The organism is Bradyrhizobium sp. 14AA (assembly GCF_054185205.1).
The window spans coordinates 195110-214837 of sequence record NZ_JAVAYM010000013.1 but is presented as its reverse complement, the minus strand read 5'-3'; the positions used below and the strand labels follow the sequence as shown (position 1 = coordinate 214837).

Below are 19728 nucleotides of genomic sequence, written 5' to 3'. Positions count from 1 at the left end.
GATCGCACGATGGCCGTTAACGTCTTCGATAGCTTCTTGAAAGAGTTCGAACAACCGATCACGGCATTCGTGTCGACCTCGGTTTCGAATCTTGCCTCCTACATCGATGGTCCACTACGTACCGCCGTAATGCTCTACGTTATCCTCTACGGCTTTGCAGTGATGCGGGGAGCCATTTCCGAGCCGGTCATGGAATTTGCCTGGCGGGCGATGCGGATCGTGGTTGTGGTGCTGCTAGCGACGAATTCGAGCACGTTCCAACAGTACGTGACAGGATTGTTCTTCGACTCTTTGCCAAAGGAGATCGGCAATGCGCTGGCAGGATCTGGACTGAATACCAGTTCCGGCGCTCCGTTCGATCAGCTTCTGTCCAAAGGAATTGATGTTGCCAACAAGATCTATGAGCAGGCGGGCCTGACCAACATCGCACCCGCGCTGATTGCGGCCATTCTGCTCGTCTTTGTGGCCGTCGGATCGTTCCTGCAATTTGCCATTCTGCTCTACGCCAAAGTGGGTCTTGGCGTCGTCATCGCGCTCGGTCCGACCTTCATTGCACTGGGACTGTTTGAGGCGACCCGCCCGTTCACGGAAGCCTGGCTTCGGCAGGTCGCCAACTTCGTGATTCTATTGGTGCTGGTGGTCGCTCTAGTCGGACTGATGTTAACCACAGTCAGCGGCTTCATCGACCGGTTCGCGGCGAACGCAGGAACGGCAGGCGAGATGGTCGTGGCCGCAGTCGCCATCAGCGCGGTGCTGGGTCTGTCGGGATACATCGCGCTTCAATTGCCGGTCATCGCGGGCGGTCTGGCCGGCGGCGGGGCGTCGCTGGCAAGCCGACTGGTCACGAGTCCAATGATTGCCAATGCCACGGCCGCGGCCGGAGGCGCCTATGCCGGCGCCCGCTGGTCGGCCGGCCGCGGCCTCGCTGCCCTCAGAGCCAACCGTCAGGGCGGCAGCATGCAGCGCGCTCAATCGCGGGGCACGACTGCGGCGTAAGCAACGGTCTCCGGAATCAGGCGACAAATAACAGGGGCATCAGAACGATGTGGCGTCGACTATTCATCATTTGCGTCATCGCATGGCAGCTTGGCGGCTGCGCGAACTGGTCAAAGGGACCGCCGTCATGCGATGGCCTGGCTCGGCGGCCGCTCAATCGCTCGTTGTGGGATTGGGAGTCCGGCGCGCCGGTGGCGGCACCGGAGCCGCCAGCTTCGCCATCCGCACCCATCATCCGGAAGGGCGAAAGCAATTCGACCGCGCCTTCGGCCCCTCTCGCCGTGTCCGGCCGCTGGGCCGACATAGCGGCATCCTACCGCGCCTGCGGCAAGGAGGCGTAAGATGGTCCGGCATGATGACCTGAAAAGCTATTTCGAGAATGCGCGGCGATGGGAACAGGATCTGCTTCTGTCGGCCCATCGGTCGCGGCGAATTGCGTGGGTGGTTGCGGCGTGCGCCTGCGCCTTGGCGGTCGCCTCGGTCGGTGCGGTCGCGGCACTCGCGCCGCTGAAGACGGTCGAGCCATTCGTCATCCGGGTCGACAATGCCACCGGCATTGTCGACACCGTCTCCGCCCTCAATTCGACGCCGGCGCGCTACGACGAAGCCGTCACCAAGTATTTCCTCGGACGCTACGTCCGCGCGCGCGAAGGCTACAGTTATCCGGAAGCGGAAACCAATTTCCGGACGATTTCCCTTCTATCGGGGCAGGGCGAACAGGCCCGCTTCGCAGCTTGGTACCGCGGCTCCAATCCCGAAAGCCCGCAGGTCGTTCAGGGCCGTTTCGGCGTTGCGACGGTACGTATCAAGGCGATCTCGCTGCTGGCCGACAATGTCGCTTCTGTGCGGTTCATGAAAGAAAGCCGCAAGGGCGAGGAAACCCATGTGACCCACTGGGTCTCGACCCTGACGTTCACTTACGCCAATGCGCCAATGTCGTCCGCCGACCGCCTGATCAATCCGCTCGGCTTTCTGGTTTCAGAATATCGCGCCGATCCGGAGGTCGTGCCATGAGACGTTTCGCGCTTTTGATCAGTTTAGCCCTCGGATTGCCGGGGCCCGTGCTGGCGCTGCAGCAGCCGGCGCCGGGGCAGCACGATGCGCGCGTGCGCACCGTGACCTACGATCCCGCCAATGTGGTCCGCCTCAACGGCGTCATTCGCGCCTCGACCCAGGTCGTGTTTGCCGATGACGAGGAGATCGCGCATGTCGCCATCGGCGACGCGATCGCATGGGAGGTTGCACCCGCAGGCTCGATCCTGTTCCTCAAACCGCGCGAAAAGCATCCACCGACCAATCTGCAGGTCGTCACCACCCGCCCCGATGGGCGTAAGCGCTCCTACCAGTTCGAGCTGTCTATCGCCGAGACGACGCTGGCGGACAGCTACTTCGTCGTCCGCTTCGCCTATCCCAGCGACGAGTTCGAGCGCCGGCGCGTCGAAGCCGCCGCTCGCGGTGCTGAGCGGGAGGGCGCACTGATCGATCAGACGTTCGACCTGCATCATGCCTACGGCGCCCGCAACTGGCGCTTTTCGGCCCAGGGCTCGATCGACCTCGAACCCGAAGCTGTGTTCGACGACGGCAAGGAGACCACGTTCCGCTTCGCAGGCAATCGCGAGATCCCGGCGATCTACCTGATCAACTCGGACGGCTCCGAAAGTCTGGTGCCCAAGGATGTCCGTGGCGAACTCGTGGTGGTCCACGCCACGGCCCGCGAGTTTCGATTGCGCAAGGGCGACATCGTGCTCTGCATCTTCAACGAAGCGTTCGATGCTGTCGGCGTCAATCCCGGCACCAACACCACGAGCCCCTCGGTCGAGCGGCGGGCGAAGAGGTCATCTCCAACCCTTAAGGCACGATGAGGCGGGCGCAACATGACCGAGCATGAACATGAGACGCTTGCCGGCGAGCGCGGAATTACCCCGGTGGGAGGAGGGGACAGCGGTCGAACGGCGATGCTCAAACGCGGCTTCGGCGCGCTCGCGCTCACCGCATTCGCCTTCCTGATCATCTGGGGAACCTGGAAAAGCGATAAGCCGGTCACGGATTCGGCCCGAAAGCTCATGATCCGCCAGGCGGCGGCCTTCGAGCCCGTCGCGGAAACACCTGCCGCACCGGTCACCACGGCCTCCATTCCGGTCGCACCTATCTCAGCCACGCCGGCGGCCCCCGCGCCGGCTCCCGACCAGATGCTCGAAAGCGCGCGGCGCGCACCGGTGCTAGCATATAATCGGCCGGTCGCGTCGGGACGTTCGGTCCGCAACGACCCGACCGGAGGTGTGCCCGTTGATCCCTATGATTTCGGGCGGGCCGAGCCACGCAATGAGCTTGCCGACAAGCTGAAACCCACGCCGATCGAGGGCGTGCGGGCAGCGCGGCTGCCCAATCGCAATCTTCTGGTCACACAGGGCACGTCGATTCCGTGCGTGCTCGAGACTGCAATGTCGTCGGATGTGGCGGGCTTTGTCTCCTGCGTCGTGCTGCGCGACGTGATGTCGGATTCCGGCAACGTTGTGCTCATGGAAAAGGGCACGCAAGTCGTGGGCGAATACCGCGGCAATGTCCGGCGCGGCTCCAAACGGATGTTTGTGCTATGGGCTCGCGCCAAGACGCCGACAGGCGTCATCGTGGCGCTGGCCTCGCCCGCTACGGACGCGCTCGGCCGGGCAGGGTTCGACGGCGACATCGACACGCACTTCTGGGAGCGCTTCGGCTCGGCGCTATTGTTGTCAATCGTCGGCGATGCCTCTTCGATCGGACGCCAGCAGCTGCAAGACGGCTCGATCCAGATCAACAACACGGCTGGCGCGACCAACACGGCCGCCGGCATTGCCGTCGAGCAGTCCATCAACATCCCGCCGACGCTGAGCAAGAATCAGGGCGAGCTCGTCAATATCTTTGTTGCGCGGGATCTCGATTTCTCGTCGGTCTACCAACTCAAACGGATCGAAAGCCGCACCCAGATTCTCGACCGCACCCTCCCCGGAGGCCTCGTCGGACCGGCAATGGTGACGAAATGACCGCAGCCGCGTCGATCGAACGGGATGGCGGTCGCCTGGTGCTGGCGCGCTACCTCGAGCCACTGGCGCCATACCTGGCAGACGACACCCTCACTGAAATCGTCGTCAACCGCCCGGGCGAGATTTTCGTGGAAGGGCCCGGCGGTTGGACCAGGCATGAAGCCGCTGCCCTCACGCAAACGTACCTCTCACATCTTGCAACCGCGGCCGCCAGTCACACCCGTCAGGACATAGGTCCGGAATACCCGGTGGTCTCGACAAGCCTACTCGGCGAGGAGCGCTGTCAGATCGTCGTGCCGCCCGCGGTCCCAGGGGGCATGACCAGTCTTACGATCCGCAAACCCTCGACACTGACCATGAACCTGGACGCTCTTGAACAGGCAAAACTATTCGAAGAAGTCCGTTCCGCTAGTGACGAGCTGGACGCCGACGAGCATCGACTGCTTGCGCTGAAAGAAGCCGGGCACTGGCGCGAGTTCCTCGAGCTTGCGGTGCGCACCCGCCGCAATATCCTGATCTCGGGGGCGACCGGTTCGGGCAAGACCACTCTATCCAAGGCGCTGATCGCGGCGATTCCCGCGCATGAACGGCTGCTCACCATCGAAGACACCGCCGAGCTCGTCATCCCGCATCAGAATTGCGTTCGGCTGCTCTATGCCAAGGATGGGCAGGGCGTCGCCAAAATCGGTCCCCGCGAACTCCTGGAATCGTCATTGCGCATGCGGCCCGACCGCATCCTGCTCCAGGAGCTGCGGGACGGCACGGCCTTCTTTTATCTTAGGAATGTGAATTCAGGGCATCCGGGATCGATCACGACGGTTCACGCCGACAGTGCCCGCCTTGCCTTTGAGCAAATGACTTTGCTGGTCAAGGAGAGTGCGGAGGGACGTGACCTCCACCGGGACGATATTCGTTCGCTTTTGCTGCATCTCGTCGACGTCGTCGTCCAGATGCAGAAGCGTGACGGCCGTTATCGCATTTCGGAAATCTACTATGACCCCGTTCGCAAACGCGACCACGCCCGCTAAAGCGGCCGGGGGCACGGCGCTTGCCCTCATGGCCGGCGCAGTCTTCCTGCTGGTCGCCTCGAACGTCCTGCTGCTCGGGCTCAGACTTCACGATGGTGGCTTCCACTGGTCGGAGATCGCTACCGGCTGGCCTCGTTATGGCGCCGACCCGCGCTTCGACCGCTGGCTGACGCTGTCGACGCTCGCCGGCCTGATCGTGGTCTTTGGCCTGCTCGGCGCCATCCTTCGACACCGTCCGCTTCCCCTTCACGGCAAGGCCCGTTTCGCCTCCGAGCGCGAGATCAAGGCGGCCGGCCTGCGATCGAAGGAGGGTCTGCTGCTCGGCCGCAAAGACGGGAAAATGCTCTGCTTCGGCGGATCGGAACACGTTCTCCTCTATGCCCCGACCCGCGCCGGGAAGGGGGTGGGCTATGTGATTCCTAACCTGCTCAACTGGCCTGACTCGGTCGTTGCACTCGACGTCAAGAAGGAGAACTGGGATCGCTCGGCCGGCTTTCGTGCCGCCCACGGGCAGGAAGTCCATCTGTTCGATCCTCTCGACGAGAACGGTCGCACGGCGCGCTATAACCCGCTGGGCTATGTGCGCAGTGATCCCGCGGACCTCTACGACGACCTTCAACGCATCGGGGTGATGCTATTTCCGGCCGAAAGCCGGGGCGATCCGTTCTGGTTCGAGGCGGCTCGTTCGTCCTTTGTAGCGATCGGCGGCTATGTCGCGGAAACGCCGGGCCTGCCGTTGACGATCGGTGAGATCCTGCGCCAGCTGTCGGCAACCCAGGATCTCAAGACGCACTTCGGCAAGATCATCGCAGACCGCAAGGCGGGCCCTTCCGCGCTGTCGCGGCACTGTATCACGGCGCTGAACGACTTTCTCGCGGCTTCCGAAAACACGTTGAACTCGGTCCGCAAAACCGTGACGGCACGGCTCGGCCTCTGGCTCAATCCCCGGATTGATGCCGCGACCTCGAGTAATGATTTCGATCTGCGGCAGCTGAGGCAAGGTCCCATTTCCATTTACCTCGGGGTGACACCCGACAATCTCGACCGCATGGCGCCGCTCCTGAATCTGTTCTTCCAGCAGGTGGTCGACCTCAACACCCGCGAACTACCCGAACAAAACCCCAAACTCGTTCGGAAGGTGCTGCTCTTGCTGGACGAATTTCCGGCGCTCGGCAATGTCAACGTGCTGGCGAAATCGGTCGCCTTCGTCGCCGGCTACGGCATCCGCCTCCTCACCGTCGTCCAGAGCCCGGCGCAGCTCCGCGCGATCTACGGGGTAGATGCTGCGCGCAACTTCATGACCAACCACGCCGTTGAGGTCGTGTTTGCCCCGAAGGAGCAGGACGTGGCGAACGAGCTCTCGGAGCGCATCGGCTACGAGACTGTCAACGCCCGCAGCCGCAGCGGACCAAAAGGGCTCGCGATGCGCGCGATCAGCGAGACAGTGTCCGAGCATCGGCGCGCTCTCATGCTGCCACAAGAGCTCAAGCTTCTTCCGAAATCCAAGGCCTTCATTCTCGGCACTGGCATTCCCCCCATCATCGCCGACAAGATCATTTATTACGAGGATAAGTCTTTTCTGAAGCGATTGCTGCCGGCGCCTGCCCTGCAGATGCCCAAAGGTCGTTCAAATGCGCTGCTCGACGCTGAGATCAAGGAGCTGCGCTCCGAAATTGCCGAGTTGCGCGTGGTTCTGCGCGCGCGGCCCATGACGGATGAGGAGGTGGCCGACCCCTCCACGATTCCTGCCAGCGCCAGCTTCGATTTCGGTAACGTGGATGTCGACCTTGAAGGCCTCTCCGAAGACGAACTGAAAGCCTGGACCCTGAACTACATCGACGCTCAGGTCATTTCGCCGACACGGCGGACCGGCCGCAAGCAGAGGGGTGAGCAGCATGAACGACAGGCATGATGCGAGCGACGAATTCAGCCTGGAGCGGCCACGTCGCGCCGGGCGCGCTTCCGCCCGAAAAAAGGGGGAAGACGACATAGCAATAGCCTCCAAAAAGCTTTCATCCGCGGAGGTCACCGATAGCGCGTTTCCGGACCGTATCCGTCGGAAATATTACGTGGTGGCCAGTGAATCCAAAAAGGATGGATCTAGCCGCGAAGCGCGGCTCTATGCCGATGAGCGGAAAGAGTATCTTGCGTTCAAGACAACTGACGATCGCCTGGTCACCCGCCTAGCTGCCGCCGAGGTGATCCGGGATATGGTCAGCGTGGCACAGCATCGCCAGTGGGAGGCACTGCAGGTCCGTGGTTCCGTCGAGTTCCGGCGCGAGGCGTGGCTCGAGGCTAGCGCGCGCGGAATAGAGGTGCAGGGCTATCAGTCAAACGAGCTTGATCGCCAGGCGCTCGCTGACCGACGAGTCGCATGGGATCGAGCCCACGCCCGGGCGAACGATGTCGAGGCTCGCTCGGCCTCCGACAGGTCACCGCAGGCCGATAGGTTCGATTACGACAAGGGCGTTTCCGGACGTCTGATGGAGGTCGGTTTTGGCCCGTATCGCAACCGCGCCGACGCGGAGCCGTCAACATATGTAGCCATCGAACTGGATGACGGCCGGCGACATCAGGTGTGGGGCATCGGCGTTGTAACGGACGTCGCAGATAGTGGCGCCCGGCCTGGCGACCGCATCTCGCTGCGAAGGGATGGCGTCGAACCCGTCATCAGGGCGATCAAGGTCATAGACACCGCCACAGGAATCCCTGGCACCGAACGGCGCAAGATGTGGCGCAACATGTGGAGTGTGACAATGGAGGAACGCCGTGCGGACCGACCGGCGGCTGCGCACGATTCCGACCTGCTCGCGGCCCAATCCCAGATTGTCGTCATCAACAAGCTTGTCGAACGCGCTCTGCCGAACGATGAGAATGCTCGCCAGAGTATTATGGCCTTCGCCAAGGAGCGGATCGCGCACCATCGCGAAAGCGGTCGTTCGTTTGCGCGCGCGACGATTCTGGAGGCGGACCAAGAGCGCCAGCGACCAAAAACCCACAACGATCAGACGCGTCATGACGGGCGACTAAGAATGAAGGAGAAAGAGCGCTGACTTTTGGCTTCCTGTTGTGCGAGCGTCCTCCACGTCAAATTGACGGTCCCCTTGCGTGGCGTCGTAGTAGTTCTGCGGGCGCGAAGCTTGCATCTCTCAGCCATATGCCCCGGCGATGCAGTTCTTCGGATAGGAACAGACTGACAGCGGGCCCCAGGTTCGAGCTCTGGTGCGCCCATCATACAAAGACCTCAGCGAGAGAAACCGTTTGAGAAGGCCGAACTAAAACGGTTTTTCAAACCGTCTTTTTGGCGGCCGTTCGGCGAGTTCGCTCTCAGCATTCTGTTCTACTCGTCTCAGCGAAGGTGCCAAGGCCGCGCGACAGGACCGCTGTTGTCCTTGGGTCAAAGCCGCCCGACACAGCCAGCATTTTCCCACTTCTGTTCGATGTCATCGGCGACGCATTGGCCATCTAACGCTTCCGCTGTGACCAGAGGCAGTGGCCAATGCTAACTCCGCGGCGAAGCCCTTTTCGAGGCTTCAAGTCTACAGGCCCGCACAAGTCCATCATGCCCATTGGTCCGCCGGGAACTTCGCAGTTTGCAATCGATCAATCTGACAGACAATCCGATTGCAGATTCAACATAGGGTTTTCGCGCGGTGCTCGTCCTGTAGTCATTGAGCGTGCTGCGAGAACAGGTGCTTTGTGTGCCCCAGGACGGCGCGAAGCACGCTATTTCGCAGGGGATGTGCATGACGTTGACCTACGCACATTGAGCTGTTCGAAGCGACACGATGGCACCGTTATCGGACCAGCATGGTCACGATAAGCGGCACCAGAAACGACGTCACGAGGGCATTGAGGCCCATGCCGAGACTCGAGAACACGCCGGCGATCTCGTCAACTTGGAAGGCGCGGGCTGTGCCAATGCCATGCGCCGCGGTGCCTGCCGCAAGGCCGCGCGCCCGAAAGTCGGTGATCCCGGTGCGATTCATTAACGGCGTTACGACGATCGCGCCTAGGATACCGGTGAAAATGACCGCGACTGCCGTCAGGGACGGATCCGCGTGTAACGCTTCGCTAATCCCCATCGCAACGCCAGCCGTGACCGATTTCGGCGCCAGAGATAAGACCACGTCCCGCGGCAGGCCAAAGGCCTCAGCAAGCAGCACGATTGAGACAACCGCTGTGAGCGATCCCGCAATCAGAGCGAGCAGCATTGGAACGATCGACTTAGTGACCAGCTTACGGTTCTCGTAGAGCGGCACCGCAAGCGCAACCGTTGCAGGTCCGAGCAGGAAATGAACGAACTGTGCCCCTGCGAAGTATGTCGTGTAGGAAGTGCCCGTCAGGAGCAGAAACAGGCCGATGATCCACATCGCATGCAGGACGGGGTTGGCGAGCGGATGCCGACGCGTTGCAAGCGATACGGCGTCTGTGATCGCATAAACCAGCAATGTGATTGTCAACGAGAGCAAAGGGGGATTGCGAGAGATAGACCCAGAGCGAGAAGGGATTCTCATTCATGACGCCTCCTGTCGGCTCATAAGCCGACTGACGAGGCGGAACGTCAGCACGGTCGCGAGCAAGGTGAGGGTCACCGACAGCATGAGAATTGTGATGATGGCGACGCCGTGCACAGCGAGCAGCTCGAGCTTCTGGACGACGCCGACGCCGGCGGGCACGAACAGAAGTGACAAATGGTTTAGCAGCCCTTTGCTAGCATCCTCGACGCCATTGTTCCGAAGCGGGCCCCAGGCGATCATCGCTAAGCGGTCCCGAACCAGCAGCGTGATTAACAAGAGCAGTAGCCCAAGGACCGGTCCTGGGAGTGGAAGACCCAAGCTCCGCACAATGACCTCGCCGACGACTTGACAGAGGAGGATAACCGTGACGGCTGCGATCATGGAGAACCTTTGCAGGAGTAACTTCGACGACGGGTTCCGTTTAGCAGGGCCTTACGGAGCGGCTGCAGTGCGGATGTGACCCAGCGTCTTCAGACCTTCGTTGACGATTTCGTATCGTTGGTCGGATCAGGTTGAATCATCGGCCAATTGCACGAGCACCCGAGTGCCTTCGATGCGCACCGGAAACGTGGCGAGATCGCGCGTGACGGGAGCGCCTTGCGCCTTGCCAGTGGCTACCTCAAACAGACCAAAATGCAGCGGACATTCGATATAGCCGTCGACGATCTGCCCACAAGAAAGCAACCCGTTGGCGTGTGTGCAGATATTGGATGTAGCAAAATAGTTGCCGTCTATTCGATAGATGGCAATCGATCGTTTGCCCCGGACCCGTTCGATCACGACTGATTCCGTGAAATCCGAGGTGTCGGCGGTGTGAACCCAACTCATCTCTACAGCCTGGCCGCGAGCTTACGATCCGTGAGCGGGAAGAATTTCGGCTCGACACGTCCCGAATCCGATCGATGCAAATCCTTCGCGACGACAACGAGCGGCCATGATGATCTCGTCACCATCTTCCAGGAAGCGGCGCTCTTCCCCCGATGCCAGATGGACGGGCTCGGTACCACCCTTGGTCGTCTCCATGATGGAGCCGCATCCGGCCGCATCGGGCGCGGAGATCGTGCCTGTACCAAGAAAATCTCCCGGCTGAAGGTTGCAACCGCCGCTGGCGTGATGGGTCACCATCTGTGCCGGGGTCCAATACATGTGCCTGGCGTTGGACAGGGAAAGTCGGTGCGGTGGGATGCCTGCCTCCCGCATCTTCGATGTGAGCAGAAGGACCTCGAGCTCGGCGTTCAACGCCCCTTCGCGCTGGTCCGTCGCATCGAAGAGGTAGGGTAACGGGGGAGGGTCACCAGCGGGACGCTTCGGCTGCGGAATCCGGAATGGTGCGAGCGCCTCGGGCGTCACGATCCACGGAGAGATTGTCGTTCCGAAGTTTTTGGCCAGGAAGGGGCCGAGAGGCTGGTACTCCCAAGCCTGTATGTCGCGAGCCGACCAGTCGTTCAGGATGCAATAGCCGGCGATGTGCTCGGCGGCCTGCTCGATCGGGATCGGCTCTCCCAATTGGTTGCCTGGACCAATCCAGACCCCGAGCTCCAATTCGTAGTCCAGACGCCGGCTCAGTTTGAAGGCTGGGATTTCTGCCCCTGGGATCTTGATCTGTCCGGTCGGCCGTCGGACCGGCGTGCCCGAGGGCCGGATCGATGATGTCCTGCCGTGATAGCCGATCGGTATGAACTTGTAGTTCGGCAGCAACGGATTGTCCGGTCGAAGCTGCTTTCCAATGTTGGTGGCGTGGTGGATGCCTACGTAGAAATCCGTGTAGTCGCCGACGACAGCTGGCATGTGCAGGGTACACGATGCAGCCTCATGGAGGTGAGCCTCGATCCTTGCGCGCTCGGAGAAGCCGTCCCTTAGAAGCTCGAACAGCCGCGTCCGCAGCGCGCGCCGGGCCGAGGAGCCAAGGGCCAGAAAGCCGTTGAGGTTCTTTTCAAAAGCGGCGGCCAACTTTGCGCCATCGGTCAGCAATCCCGTGGAGCCGAGTGCTGCGAGATCGAGGATGAAGTCCCCAATGGCGATACCGGGCCGGTTACCACCCCCGCGAGGAGAGAAAATGCCGATGGGAAGGTTCTGGATCGGGAAATCCGGGTGACCATTGGCGGAGGTCACCCAGCTCGTCTGAGCGGCGTCGTGCGTTTCGTCCAGATGCATCTCCCGATCCTCTATCCGGCCATGTCCTCAACCATCAAGACCTTACGGTCGCGACGGATCGAAATGCTTGCGCAGCGTCTTCCCATAGCGTGAGTAGCTCTTCTGGAAGGATGGGTGCTGCGCAGCGAAAGTGGAAACTTTCTGAGGGAACCGCGTTTCGAACATGAAAGCGAGCGTGTTCTCCAGCTTATGCGGCTTCAGATCGGCCTTCGACGCATTTTCGAAGGCGGCAACGTCTGGCCCGTGCGGAAGCATCGTATTGTGCAGCGATACACCGCCGGGCGCAAAGCCTCCGCCCGTCTTGGCATCGTAGACGCCATAGACGAGACCCATGAATTCGCTCATCACGTTCATGTGGTACCAGGGCGGCCGGAACGTGTTTTCGGTCACGAGCCAACGCTCTGGAAAGATGACGAAGTCGATGTTGGCTGTGCCGGGCGTTTCCGACGGCGAGGTCAGAACGGTGAAGATCGATGGATCGGCATGGTCGAACAGGATCGGCCCGACCGGCGAATATTTGCGGAGGTCGTATTTGTAGGGGGCGTAGTTGCCGTGCCAGGCGACGACATCGAGAGGTGAATGGTCGATATCGGCGGACCAGAGCGAACCACCCCACTTCACGAACATTTTGGAAGGAGCGTCGCGGTCCTCGTATGCCGCGATTGGCGTCAGGAAGTCCCTTTGGTTTGCAAGGCAATTTGCCCCGATAGGACCTCGTTCCGGTAACGTGAGAGCCCCACCATAATTTTCGCAGAGATAGCCTCTTGCCGGGCCGCTCGGCAGTTCAACCCTGATCTTCACACCGCGAGGGATCACGGCGATCTCGCCTGGTTCGATATCGATCAGTCCGAATTCCGTGCAGATACGTAAATTGCCTTCCTGCGGGACAAAAAGCATTTCGCCGTCGGCGTTGTAGAAATATTCGTCCTGCATCGACCGCGAGACGAAGTAGATATGCGCTCCCATACCCGCCTGTGTACCGGCATCGCCCGCCGTCGTCATCGTGTGCACGCCTTCAACGAAGGAGAGCGGCCTGTTTGGAATCGGAATTGGATCCCAGCGTAGGGGAGCTATGGCCACATGTGCTTCCTGCACAGGTGCGGTCCGCCATAGCCCGATATCGACCTTCGAGAAGTCGCCCCAGTGCACGACTGTTGGTCGGATCCGATACAACCAGGAACGTTCATTCGTAGTGCGCGGCGCCGTAAAGGGAGAGCCGGACAGTTGCTCGGCGTAGAGCCCGTACGCGCATCTCTGTGGCGAGTTTCGTCCGACCGGGAGCGCGCCGGGCAGCACCTCCGTCTCAAATCCATTGCCAAAGCCGGACATGTATCCGGGCGTGATTCCCGAGCCGGTCGCGCCGAAGCCAAGACGTGATGCTGTTTGCAAATTCATGACAAGTCTCCCAAGTCCGTCTCTGGTCTTCTGCTTCGGTGCGGAGCTATTTCAGAGCCTCAGCCAAGATGTCCTCGAACAGTCATTCAGCCGCAGGAGGATTCTTCAAAATACCGCGGCGTATCTGATCGTCCTCGATCGACTCGAACAACGCCTTGAAATTGCCTTCGCCGAAACCGTCGTCGCCTTTGCGCTGTATGAACTCGAAGAAGATCGGACCGATCGCGTTCGATGAGAAAATCTGAAGCAGCACTTTGGTGAGGCCGCCGTCAACGACACCTTCGCCGTCGATCAGAATGCCATTTGTCTGCAGCCGATCCAGTGGCTCTCCGTGTCCGGGCACGCGATTGTCGATCCGCTTGTAATAGACGCTCGGAGGAGGAGGCATAAAGGAAACGCCGTCGGCTCTCAGCTTCTCGATCGTCGGGTAGATGTCACGACAGCCGCATGCGATGTGCTGGATGCCTTCACCGTTGTAGGCGTGGAGGTACTCCTCGATCTGGCTCTTCTCGTCAGCGGATTCATTGATCGGGATCCGAATCTTGCCGTCCGGACTGGTCAGCGCCTTCGAGAACAGGCCTGTCAGCTTGCCTTCAATGTCGAAATACCGGATCTCGCGGAAATTGAAGATGCGCTCGTAGAAGCCGGCCCAGACCGACATGCGTCCCCGATGGACGTTGTGGGTCAGATGGTCGATGTAGAACAAGCCGACACCAGGCGGCTTGGGATCCCGAGCTCCTATCCAGGTGAATTCCTCTTCATACGCAGAGCCCTTCGCTCCGTACGTATCGACGAGGTAGAGGAGCGATCCTCCGATCCCCTTGATGGCCGGGACGTCCAGCGTCTTGTCGCCGTCGGCCGGATCAGCTGGCTCGGCGCCATGGGCGATCGCTCGTTCGTAAGCCGGCTTCGCGTCGACGACACGAAATGCCATCGATGGAGCGCAAGGACCGTGGGCCGCTACGAAATTGAAGCCGTGGGTACCAGGTGCTTCGTTTACGAGATAGTTGATGGTCCCTTGGCGATACAGCGCAATGGCCTTCGTCTTATGCCGGGCCACGAGCGTAAATCCCATGGAGTAGAACAGCGCGTGCAGTTCGGCCGGCCTGGGATGAGCATATTCAACGAACTCGAACCCGTCCGTGCCCATCGGATTGGTGGCGTCGATTTTGGGCGGCGGTGCGTCGTGCGGGAAAGGTCCCATCGATCTTCTCCTCCAATGTTCCTTGTCCAAGTTCATTTCAATGCGCTTACAGAGTCTTTCGACAGAGCGTTGACGGACGAATATTCCGCCAACGCCTGGAAGAGCGGATCAGGCGGCAGTGCGGTCGCGCGTCTTGGGTCCGAACGCAGCGATGACCACCATGACGATCACCATTGCGATCGTTATCGTCGCAAATACGCCAGAGACGCCGGCACTGCGCAGAACGGCGGCAACGATGAATCCCGAGAACATGGCACCAACCCGGCTCGCAGAATATACAATGCCCGCTGCCTGTCCGCGAATGCGCGCGGGAAATACCTCGGTTTGATAAGTATGATACGCCATCGAGAGAGTCGTATTCGCGAAGGTGATTGCGATGCCGCAGGCGATGATTGCAGCAGGCAGAACGAACTCGCCGAAACCGTATCCAGCGCAGGCGATGACGAAAGCGGTCGTCACGATGATCCATTTGCGCTCCACCTTGTCGGCATAGGTCATCGCGATCAGGGGCGCCAATGGTGCGGCGAAGGCAATGATGAAGGAATACTCGAGGCTCTTCGTGATGGTGATACCCTTCTCGATCAAGAGGGTGGGGGCCCAACTCGAGAAGCCGTAGTATCCGAAGGCCTGGCAGATGTTGAAGATGACCAACGTCAGGACGATTCCAAGATACGGCGTCCGCCACAGATCCGGCAGTGCCGCCGTCGTCGATGATCGTGGAATGAACATCGGTTCTGGAGTCGCCAGCTTCGCGCCAACCTGCTTTTCGACCCGCGCCTCGATGGCTGAAAGGATCTCGTCGGCCTCTGCGGTTCGCCCCTTTTGCGACAGCCAGAACGGACTCTCCGGAACGGCCCGGCGTATGAACCAGACGATGACAGCTCCGACAGCGGCGATGCAGATGACCCAGCGCCAGCCGTCGAAGCCTAAAGGAGAGTGAGGGACCAACCACCACGACATCAGCGCGACCGTCGGTTGCGCCGCAAACATGATCGACTGGTTGAGGGCGAAAGCGCGTCCGCGCACACGGCGAGGCACGAGTTCGGTGATGTAGACGTCGATGGTGATCGCCTCTACGCCGAGGCCGATGCCCGCGAACAGACGCCAAGCGAGCAGACCTTCGGTGGTAGTCTGGAATGCCATGATCACCGTGGCCGCGGTGTAGATGACGAGGGCCCAGGTGAACACGAAGCGGCGTCCGAGCTTATCCGGAATGAAGCCGAGGAAGAACGTACCGATGAACAGGCCGACGAATGTCACGGCCACAAACGCGCCTATGCCCTGGAAACCAAAAAAGCTTGCGGTGGTCGTGGACAACAGACCGCTCTTTGTCATTCCGGGAGCTATATACCCGGTGAAAAAGAGATCGTAGAGTTCGAAGAAGCCGCCAAGCGAAATCAGCACCACAAGTCGCCAGACATAGCGACACATTGGCAGCCGCTCCATGCGGCCAGCGATATCTTCAATCGAGCCGCGGTGCGAGTCTGATCGAACGCCCTCGTCCATCGTTGCGACGGCAATTGCTGCCATATTGTCATCCTCCCCGTCCGAGGTCCTTGTCGTAGGACCTGACATTGCAGAATACTTTTCTTGCTTGTTGGGGAGCGAAGATGCCGAACCTGCGGAGACGAGACCAGTAGAACTATCCGATACGAGAGTTCTAAAAACCAGATGCTTCGGTTCCGGAGAGCTCCTCCGTAGCGTTTTAGCCTCGGACATCTAATTCCTAGAATGACCCGATCTCCAAATTGTAATTGTCAGATGGTCGCAGGCCCGACAGGTTTGGACAACAAAATGCTTGGGAGGCGAGCTCACATGGATATGCCAAAACGCGTTGTCATCAACGAAGAAGGACCACGCGAGGGTTTCCAGATCGAGAAAGGGCCGATCGCGACGGCCGACAAGATCGCCCTCATTGATGCGCTATCGGGATGTGGCCTGTCACACGTCCAGGTGGGCTCTTTCGTCAATCCCAAACACGTACCTGGTTGGGCTGACGCCGAAGCAGTGTTTGCCGGCTTTACGCCGCGCGCCGGAATCGCCTATTCGGCCGTGTGGTTCAATGAATCCGGCCTTCGCCGTGCACTGGTCTTCAAAGACAAGCTGAAGCTTGCGGGCTTCTTGTCACTCAGCGCATCGGAGCCGTTCGCGATCAGGAACCTGAACCGCGATCGTGCCGGTCAGATCGAAGCGATGAAGAAATATGTGCAAGTCCATCGCGACGCAGGCCTTCCGATCGCAAAGATCATCATCATGGCTGCGTTTGGCTGCAACTTCGCGGGCGATATCGCGGCGGATAAAGTCGTTGAGACGGTCAGCGACGCGATCGAGATCGGGCGCGAAGCGGGCATCGAAGTAGGCGATGTAACGCTCGCCGATTCGATGGGATGGGCGACGCCTCGACGCGTGGCCTTCGCCGTCGGAGCGGTCCGCAGTCGCTGGCCGGAGCTTAGGATCGCGCTGCACCTCCACGATACACGCGGACAAGGAATTGCCTGTGCCTATGAAGGACTGCGGCTCGGCGTCACGCAATTTGATGCCGCAGTTGGCGGCTTGGGAGGCTGCCCATTTGCGGGGCAGCCCGGAGCACCGGGCAATATCGCGACGGAGGAGCTTGCGATGTTGTGTGAGGAAATGGGCATTTCGACCGGACTTGATGTCGAAGCGCTGATTGAGGCAGGCCGCTTGGCCGAACGCATCGTTGGGCACAGCTTGCCGAGTGCTGCCCTTCGGTCGGGCACACTCGAGGCATTCAGGAGAAACGCCGCATGACGACCAGCTCACCCAAGCCGCTCGCCGGTCTCAAGGTTCTTGATTTCGGGCATACCATCATGGGCCCCTGCGCCGGCGTGTTGTTCGCCGATTTGGGAGCCGATGTTGTCAAGATCGAGTCCGTCGAAGGGGATCCGACACGAAAATTGCCGGGCTTTGCCGCGGGCTTTTTCGCAACGTATAATCGCAACAAGCGCTCGATCGCGGTGGATTTGAAGCGTCCCGAGGGACAGGCTATCGTTCACCGTCTCGTCAAAGACGCCGATATCGTTCTTGAAAACTTCGGCCCCGGCACGATCGAACGACTGAAGTGCAGCTGGGACGATCTGCGAAAGATCAATCCTCGGCTCATATATCTCTCGATGAAGGGGTTCTTGAAAGGCCCCTACGAGAACCGCGGCGCGCTCGACGAGGTCGTGCAGATGCAGTCCGGACTCGCCTATATGACCGGCCCGCCCGGGCGCCCGCTCCGCGCGGGGGCTCCCGTCATCGATATTCTGGGCGGCGTATTTGGAGTTGTGGCCGCATTGTCGGCGCTTCGCGAGCGGGACCAGACCGGGGTCGGCAAGAAGGTCGGAAGCTCGCTGTTCGAAAGCGCAACCTTCATGCTTGGCGCGGTGATCGTCGGCAGCTCCGTCATTGGCGGCCCGATGCCCCCGATGCCGGCACGGAAGAACGCCTGGGGCGTCTACGACGTTTTCACGGCGAAAGATGGTGGTCAGGCTTTCATCGGTTGCACGTCAGACGGTCATTGGCAGCGATTTTGCGAGCAATTCGGGTTCGGCGAATGGCGCGATGACGAGCGGTTGTCGAGCAACGCCAAGCGCTGCGACGCGCGCGAATGGATGCTTCCGGAGTTGGAGAAGGCGCTGTCAAAGCTTACGCTCGAGGAAATCCTCCAGAAGTGCGAAGCTGCAAGAGTCGCGTATTCACGGGTCGGCCGGCCGGATGAACTCGCGACGGACCCCCATCTGCTCGCCCATGGAGGACTGCTCGCGACAGCCGTTTCGGGCTATGGTGGCGGCCCTCAGGTCGGCATTCCCGCGCTACCTGTCGAATTCGGCGACGCGCGGGAGAGATTGGGCCTCGAGCGTCAGCCGCCTCGCGTCGGCGAACATACCGATGAGGTCATGCGAGCGGCTGGCTATTCCGACCAGGAGATCGCGAACCTCCGGTCGTCTGGTGTCCTAGCACAGCAGACGTCAGATCAGCCGTTGGCATCCAGGGTGGTCTAGCTGGCGGAGAAAGGCCGCGCGCGATTGGCATACTGGTTCGTGGAGGTGGTCCGAAGGCGCGACCGCCTCCAGGGTGCCTTGCGCCAAGATGAGTGCTGAGCATTGCATGAGCGTGGCTCCGCACAGCGGGTGTGGTTCCGCTTAGAGATGTCGTCCGCTGTCGACCACGATGTTGGTGCCAGTTGTTAGCCGAAGCTGGGTGATCGCAGCTAGCACCGCGACCGCGACATCGTCGGGTTCGGCAACGATCTTTAGCGGCGTCGACGCAGCCTGCTTTTCCACCCCCTCTCGGCCGCGGCCCGGCACAAAGTCGGTCGCCACGGCGGCAGGTGAAATGCCGATAACCCGGATTTCCGGTGCGAGGACGCGCGCCAGGGACAACCCCATCGTATCCATCGCCGCTTTGGAGGCGCAATAAGCGATGCTGCTACCAAGACCGGTCGTAGCCGAAAGGGAGGATATGTTGACGATTGCGGCGTCTCCGCTCGCCTTGAGCAACGGGGCAAAAGCGCGAATCGTGGCGAACGGGCCTCGGACATTGGTGATCAGGATGCGATCGAAGGTGGCATCGTCCAGCCCTTCAAGATCCGAATGGGCGATGGCGCGGGTCACGCCGGCGCTGTTCACCAGCACGTCGGCGTTCCCGAAATGGTCGCGAACGGCTTTTGCCGAGGCTGCAATCGTCCCACTGTCTTCCATGGGAATGCAGAGAGCAATGTGACCGGAACCGGGGAGCTGCGTAATCAGCGCCTCGGCGCGCTCGCGGCCGCTGTTGTAGCCGACCACGACGCGCGCGCCCTCAGCCGCGAGGCGCCGCACAGTTGCGGCACCGATTCCGCTACTGCCGCCCGCGACGACCGCAATCTTTCCTCTCAACTGCAACTGGCCCTGGTCGCCGGCGCGTATTGTGTTCATTCTGTCGTCCTCTTTGGCCGCTTCGCCTGCAACTACTACTTTATCTCGACGAGAGTGCCCCGCCGCCGGCTCGCCGATCCGTCCGGCAGGAAGATGTTGGTGTACGCGATACCGTTCTTGAAGTCATCGACGTGGACGACATGCTGACCGGCGCGCCGGGACCAGTAGATCATGTAGATGCCATCCCCAATACGCGTCGTCGAAATTTCGACGTCGGCGGTGTTTTTGCCGTCGGGTGAGGTGAAGATCATCTGATGTGCGGACTTGAAATCAAGTCGAAATTTCTGATCTCCGAAGTCCACATTGTAGGACTTTCCGGTCGGCAGGAATTCGCTGTCTTGCGCAGCGGGAACGGCATGCGGACCGCCGGCTTGCGCATTGGCAGCGACGGGCATGGCCATCATTAACGCCAGGGCCGGGGCTGCGGCTCGAATGGATCTTGCAAGGCGAAACATATCGTCGATGCCCTTTCAGGGAGGGAACTACCAC

At 60.7% G+C, this 19728-nt stretch carries 18 protein-coding genes and 1 pseudogene; 9 read left to right on the top strand and 10 right to left on the bottom strand.

Annotated features, from left to right (window positions below; translation table 11 throughout):
• The first annotated feature begins 9 nt into the window (after positions 1–9).
• On the top strand, positions 10–996 hold the full coding sequence (locus tag RAD15_RS23825) for a type IV secretion system protein (protein WP_458180635.1): 987 nt from the start codon (positions 10–12) through the stop codon (positions 994–996).
• A gap of 16 nt (positions 997–1012) precedes the next feature.
• On the opposite strand, the gene RAD15_RS23820 is transcribed toward RAD15_RS23825, so the two are convergent.
• On the bottom strand, positions 1013–1300 hold the full coding sequence (locus tag RAD15_RS23820) for a hypothetical protein (RefSeq protein ID WP_458180634.1): 288 nt from the start codon (positions 1298–1300) through the stop codon (positions 1013–1015).
• Between the two features lie 38 nt (positions 1301–1338).
• Between RAD15_RS23820 and RAD15_RS23815 the strand changes: the two genes are divergently transcribed.
• From RAD15_RS23815 to RAD15_RS23790, 6 genes are read left to right on the top strand one after another with little or no spacing between them, the layout of a single operon-like run.
• Positions 1339–2010 (top strand): virB8 family protein, encoded by a 672-nt coding sequence (locus RAD15_RS23815; protein ID WP_458180633.1) that lies wholly within the window; start codon positions 1339–1341, stop codon positions 2008–2010.
• The gene (gene virB9 / locus RAD15_RS23810) at positions 2007–2858 is read left to right on the top strand and encodes a P-type conjugative transfer protein VirB9 (protein ID WP_458180632.1); all 852 of its coding nucleotides are present in this window, start codon (positions 2007–2009) and stop codon (positions 2856–2858) included. The genes RAD15_RS23815 and virB9 overlap by 4 nt, the downstream gene beginning before the upstream one ends.
• A gap of 12 nt (positions 2859–2870) precedes the next feature.
• A complete protein-coding gene (virB10, locus tag RAD15_RS23805; RefSeq protein WP_458180631.1) occupies positions 2871–4016 on the top strand; it encodes a type IV secretion system protein VirB10 in 1146 nt (381 codons plus the stop codon).
• On the top strand, positions 4013–5044 hold the full coding sequence (virB11, locus tag RAD15_RS23800) for a P-type DNA transfer ATPase VirB11 (RefSeq protein ID WP_458180630.1): 1032 nt from the start codon (positions 4013–4015) through the stop codon (positions 5042–5044). The genes virB10 and virB11 overlap by 4 nt, the downstream gene beginning before the upstream one ends.
• On the top strand, positions 5010–6956 hold the full coding sequence (locus RAD15_RS23795) for a type IV secretory system conjugative DNA transfer family protein (protein WP_458180629.1): 1947 nt from the start codon (positions 5010–5012) through the stop codon (positions 6954–6956). The genes virB11 and RAD15_RS23795 overlap by 35 nt, the downstream gene beginning before the upstream one ends.
• Positions 6940–8097 (top strand): LPD7 domain-containing protein, encoded by a 1158-nt coding sequence (locus tag RAD15_RS23790; protein ID WP_458180628.1) that lies wholly within the window; start codon positions 6940–6942, stop codon positions 8095–8097. Before RAD15_RS23795 ends, RAD15_RS23790 begins: the two co-directional genes overlap by 17 nt.
• Positions 8098–8841: 744 nt before the next feature.
• On the opposite strand, the pseudogene RAD15_RS23785 reads toward RAD15_RS23790, so the two are convergent.
• The 7 genes and pseudogenes from RAD15_RS23785 to RAD15_RS23755 all read right to left on the bottom strand — a co-directional run bounded on the left by RAD15_RS23785 (position 8842) and on the right by RAD15_RS23755 (position 15847).
• A pseudogene (locus tag RAD15_RS23785) lies at positions 8842–9565 on the bottom strand (LrgB family protein).
• Complete coding sequence (locus RAD15_RS23780; protein ID WP_458180627.1) at positions 9562–9945, bottom strand: CidA/LrgA family protein; 384 nt, start codon at positions 9943–9945, stop codon at positions 9562–9564. The pseudogene RAD15_RS23785 and the gene RAD15_RS23780 overlap by 4 nt, the downstream one beginning before the upstream one ends.
• A gap of 126 nt (positions 9946–10071) precedes the next feature.
• Positions 10072–10392: a non-heme iron oxygenase ferredoxin subunit gene (locus RAD15_RS23775; RefSeq protein ID WP_458180626.1), complete on the bottom strand. Its 321-nt coding sequence runs from the start codon at positions 10390–10392 to the stop codon at positions 10072–10074.
• Between the two features lie 21 nt (positions 10393–10413).
• Positions 10414–11718: a fumarylacetoacetase gene (fahA, locus tag RAD15_RS23770; RefSeq protein WP_458180625.1), complete on the bottom strand. Its 1305-nt coding sequence runs from the start codon at positions 11716–11718 to the stop codon at positions 10414–10416.
• Between the two features lie 42 nt (positions 11719–11760).
• On the bottom strand, positions 11761–13113 hold the full coding sequence (gene hmgA, locus RAD15_RS23765) for a homogentisate 1,2-dioxygenase (RefSeq protein WP_458180624.1): 1353 nt from the start codon (positions 13111–13113) through the stop codon (positions 11761–11763).
• 82 nt (positions 13114–13195) lie between these two features.
• Positions 13196–14317 (bottom strand): 4-hydroxyphenylpyruvate dioxygenase, encoded by a 1122-nt coding sequence (hppD, locus tag RAD15_RS23760; protein WP_458180623.1) that lies wholly within the window; start codon positions 14315–14317, stop codon positions 13196–13198.
• A 108-nt stretch (positions 14318–14425) separates the two neighbouring features.
• Positions 14426–15847, bottom strand: a complete 1422-nt coding sequence (locus tag RAD15_RS23755; protein ID WP_458180622.1) for an MFS transporter — start codon at positions 15845–15847, stop codon at positions 14426–14428.
• Between the two features lie 285 nt (positions 15848–16132).
• On the opposite strand from RAD15_RS23755, the gene RAD15_RS23750 reads away from it, so the two are divergent.
• Both RAD15_RS23750 and RAD15_RS23745 read left to right on the top strand, forming a co-directional pair.
• Positions 16133–17089, top strand: a complete 957-nt coding sequence (locus RAD15_RS23750; protein ID WP_458180621.1) for a hydroxymethylglutaryl-CoA lyase — start codon at positions 16133–16135, stop codon at positions 17087–17089.
• Entirely contained in the window at positions 17086–18324 is a 1239-nt protein-coding gene (locus tag RAD15_RS23745) for a CaiB/BaiF CoA transferase family protein (RefSeq protein ID WP_458180620.1), read from the top strand. Before RAD15_RS23750 ends, RAD15_RS23745 begins: the two co-directional genes overlap by 4 nt.
• 141 nt (positions 18325–18465) lie before the next feature.
• On the opposite strand, the gene RAD15_RS23740 is transcribed toward RAD15_RS23745, so the two are convergent.
• Entirely contained in the window at positions 18466–19239 is a 774-nt protein-coding gene (locus RAD15_RS23740; protein WP_458180619.1) for an SDR family NAD(P)-dependent oxidoreductase, read from the bottom strand.
• Between the two features lie 35 nt (positions 19240–19274).
• A complete protein-coding gene (locus RAD15_RS23735; RefSeq protein ID WP_458180618.1) occupies positions 19275–19640 on the bottom strand; it encodes a MoaF-related domain-containing protein in 366 nt (121 codons plus the stop codon).
• Positions 19641–19728: the final 88 nt, after the last annotated feature.

Coding starts and splice junctions, on each gene's coding strand:
- RAD15_RS23825 (WP_458180635.1), top strand. CDS start 10: ATGGCCGTTAACGTCTTCGATAGCTTCTTGAAAGAGTTCGAACAACCG.
- RAD15_RS23820 (WP_458180634.1), bottom strand. CDS start 1,300: ATGTCGGCCCAGCGGCCGGACACGGCGAGAGGGGCCGAAGGCGCGGTC.
- RAD15_RS23815 (WP_458180633.1), top strand. CDS start 1,339: ATGGTCCGGCATGATGACCTGAAAAGCTATTTCGAGAATGCGCGGCGA.
- virB9 (WP_458180632.1), top strand. CDS start 2,007: ATGAGACGTTTCGCGCTTTTGATCAGTTTAGCCCTCGGATTGCCGGGG.
- virB10 (WP_458180631.1), top strand. CDS start 2,871: ATGACCGAGCATGAACATGAGACGCTTGCCGGCGAGCGCGGAATTACC.
- virB11 (WP_458180630.1), top strand. CDS start 4,013: ATGACCGCAGCCGCGTCGATCGAACGGGATGGCGGTCGCCTGGTGCTG.
- RAD15_RS23795 (WP_458180629.1), top strand. CDS start 5,010: ATGACCCCGTTCGCAAACGCGACCACGCCCGCTAAAGCGGCCGGGGGC.
- RAD15_RS23790 (WP_458180628.1), top strand. CDS start 6,940: ATGAACGACAGGCATGATGCGAGCGACGAATTCAGCCTGGAGCGGCCA.
- RAD15_RS23780 (WP_458180627.1), bottom strand. CDS start 9,945: ATGATCGCAGCCGTCACGGTTATCCTCCTCTGTCAAGTCGTCGGCGAG.
- RAD15_RS23775 (WP_458180626.1), bottom strand. CDS start 10,392: ATGAGTTGGGTTCACACCGCCGACACCTCGGATTTCACGGAATCAGTC.
- fahA (WP_458180625.1), bottom strand. CDS start 11,718: ATGCATCTGGACGAAACGCACGACGCCGCTCAGACGAGCTGGGTGACC.
- hmgA (WP_458180624.1), bottom strand. CDS start 13,113: ATGAATTTGCAAACAGCATCACGTCTTGGCTTCGGCGCGACCGGCTCG.
- hppD (WP_458180623.1), bottom strand. CDS start 14,317: ATGGGACCTTTCCCGCACGACGCACCGCCGCCCAAAATCGACGCCACC.
- RAD15_RS23755 (WP_458180622.1), bottom strand. CDS start 15,847: ATGGCAGCAATTGCCGTCGCAACGATGGACGAGGGCGTTCGATCAGAC.
- RAD15_RS23750 (WP_458180621.1), top strand. CDS start 16,133: ATGGATATGCCAAAACGCGTTGTCATCAACGAAGAAGGACCACGCGAG.
- RAD15_RS23745 (WP_458180620.1), top strand. CDS start 17,086: ATGACGACCAGCTCACCCAAGCCGCTCGCCGGTCTCAAGGTTCTTGAT.
- RAD15_RS23740 (WP_458180619.1), bottom strand. CDS start 19,239: ATGAACACAATACGCGCCGGCGACCAGGGCCAGTTGCAGTTGAGAGGA.
- RAD15_RS23735 (WP_458180618.1), bottom strand. CDS start 19,640: ATGGCCATGCCCGTCGCTGCCAATGCGCAAGCCGGCGGTCCGCATGCC.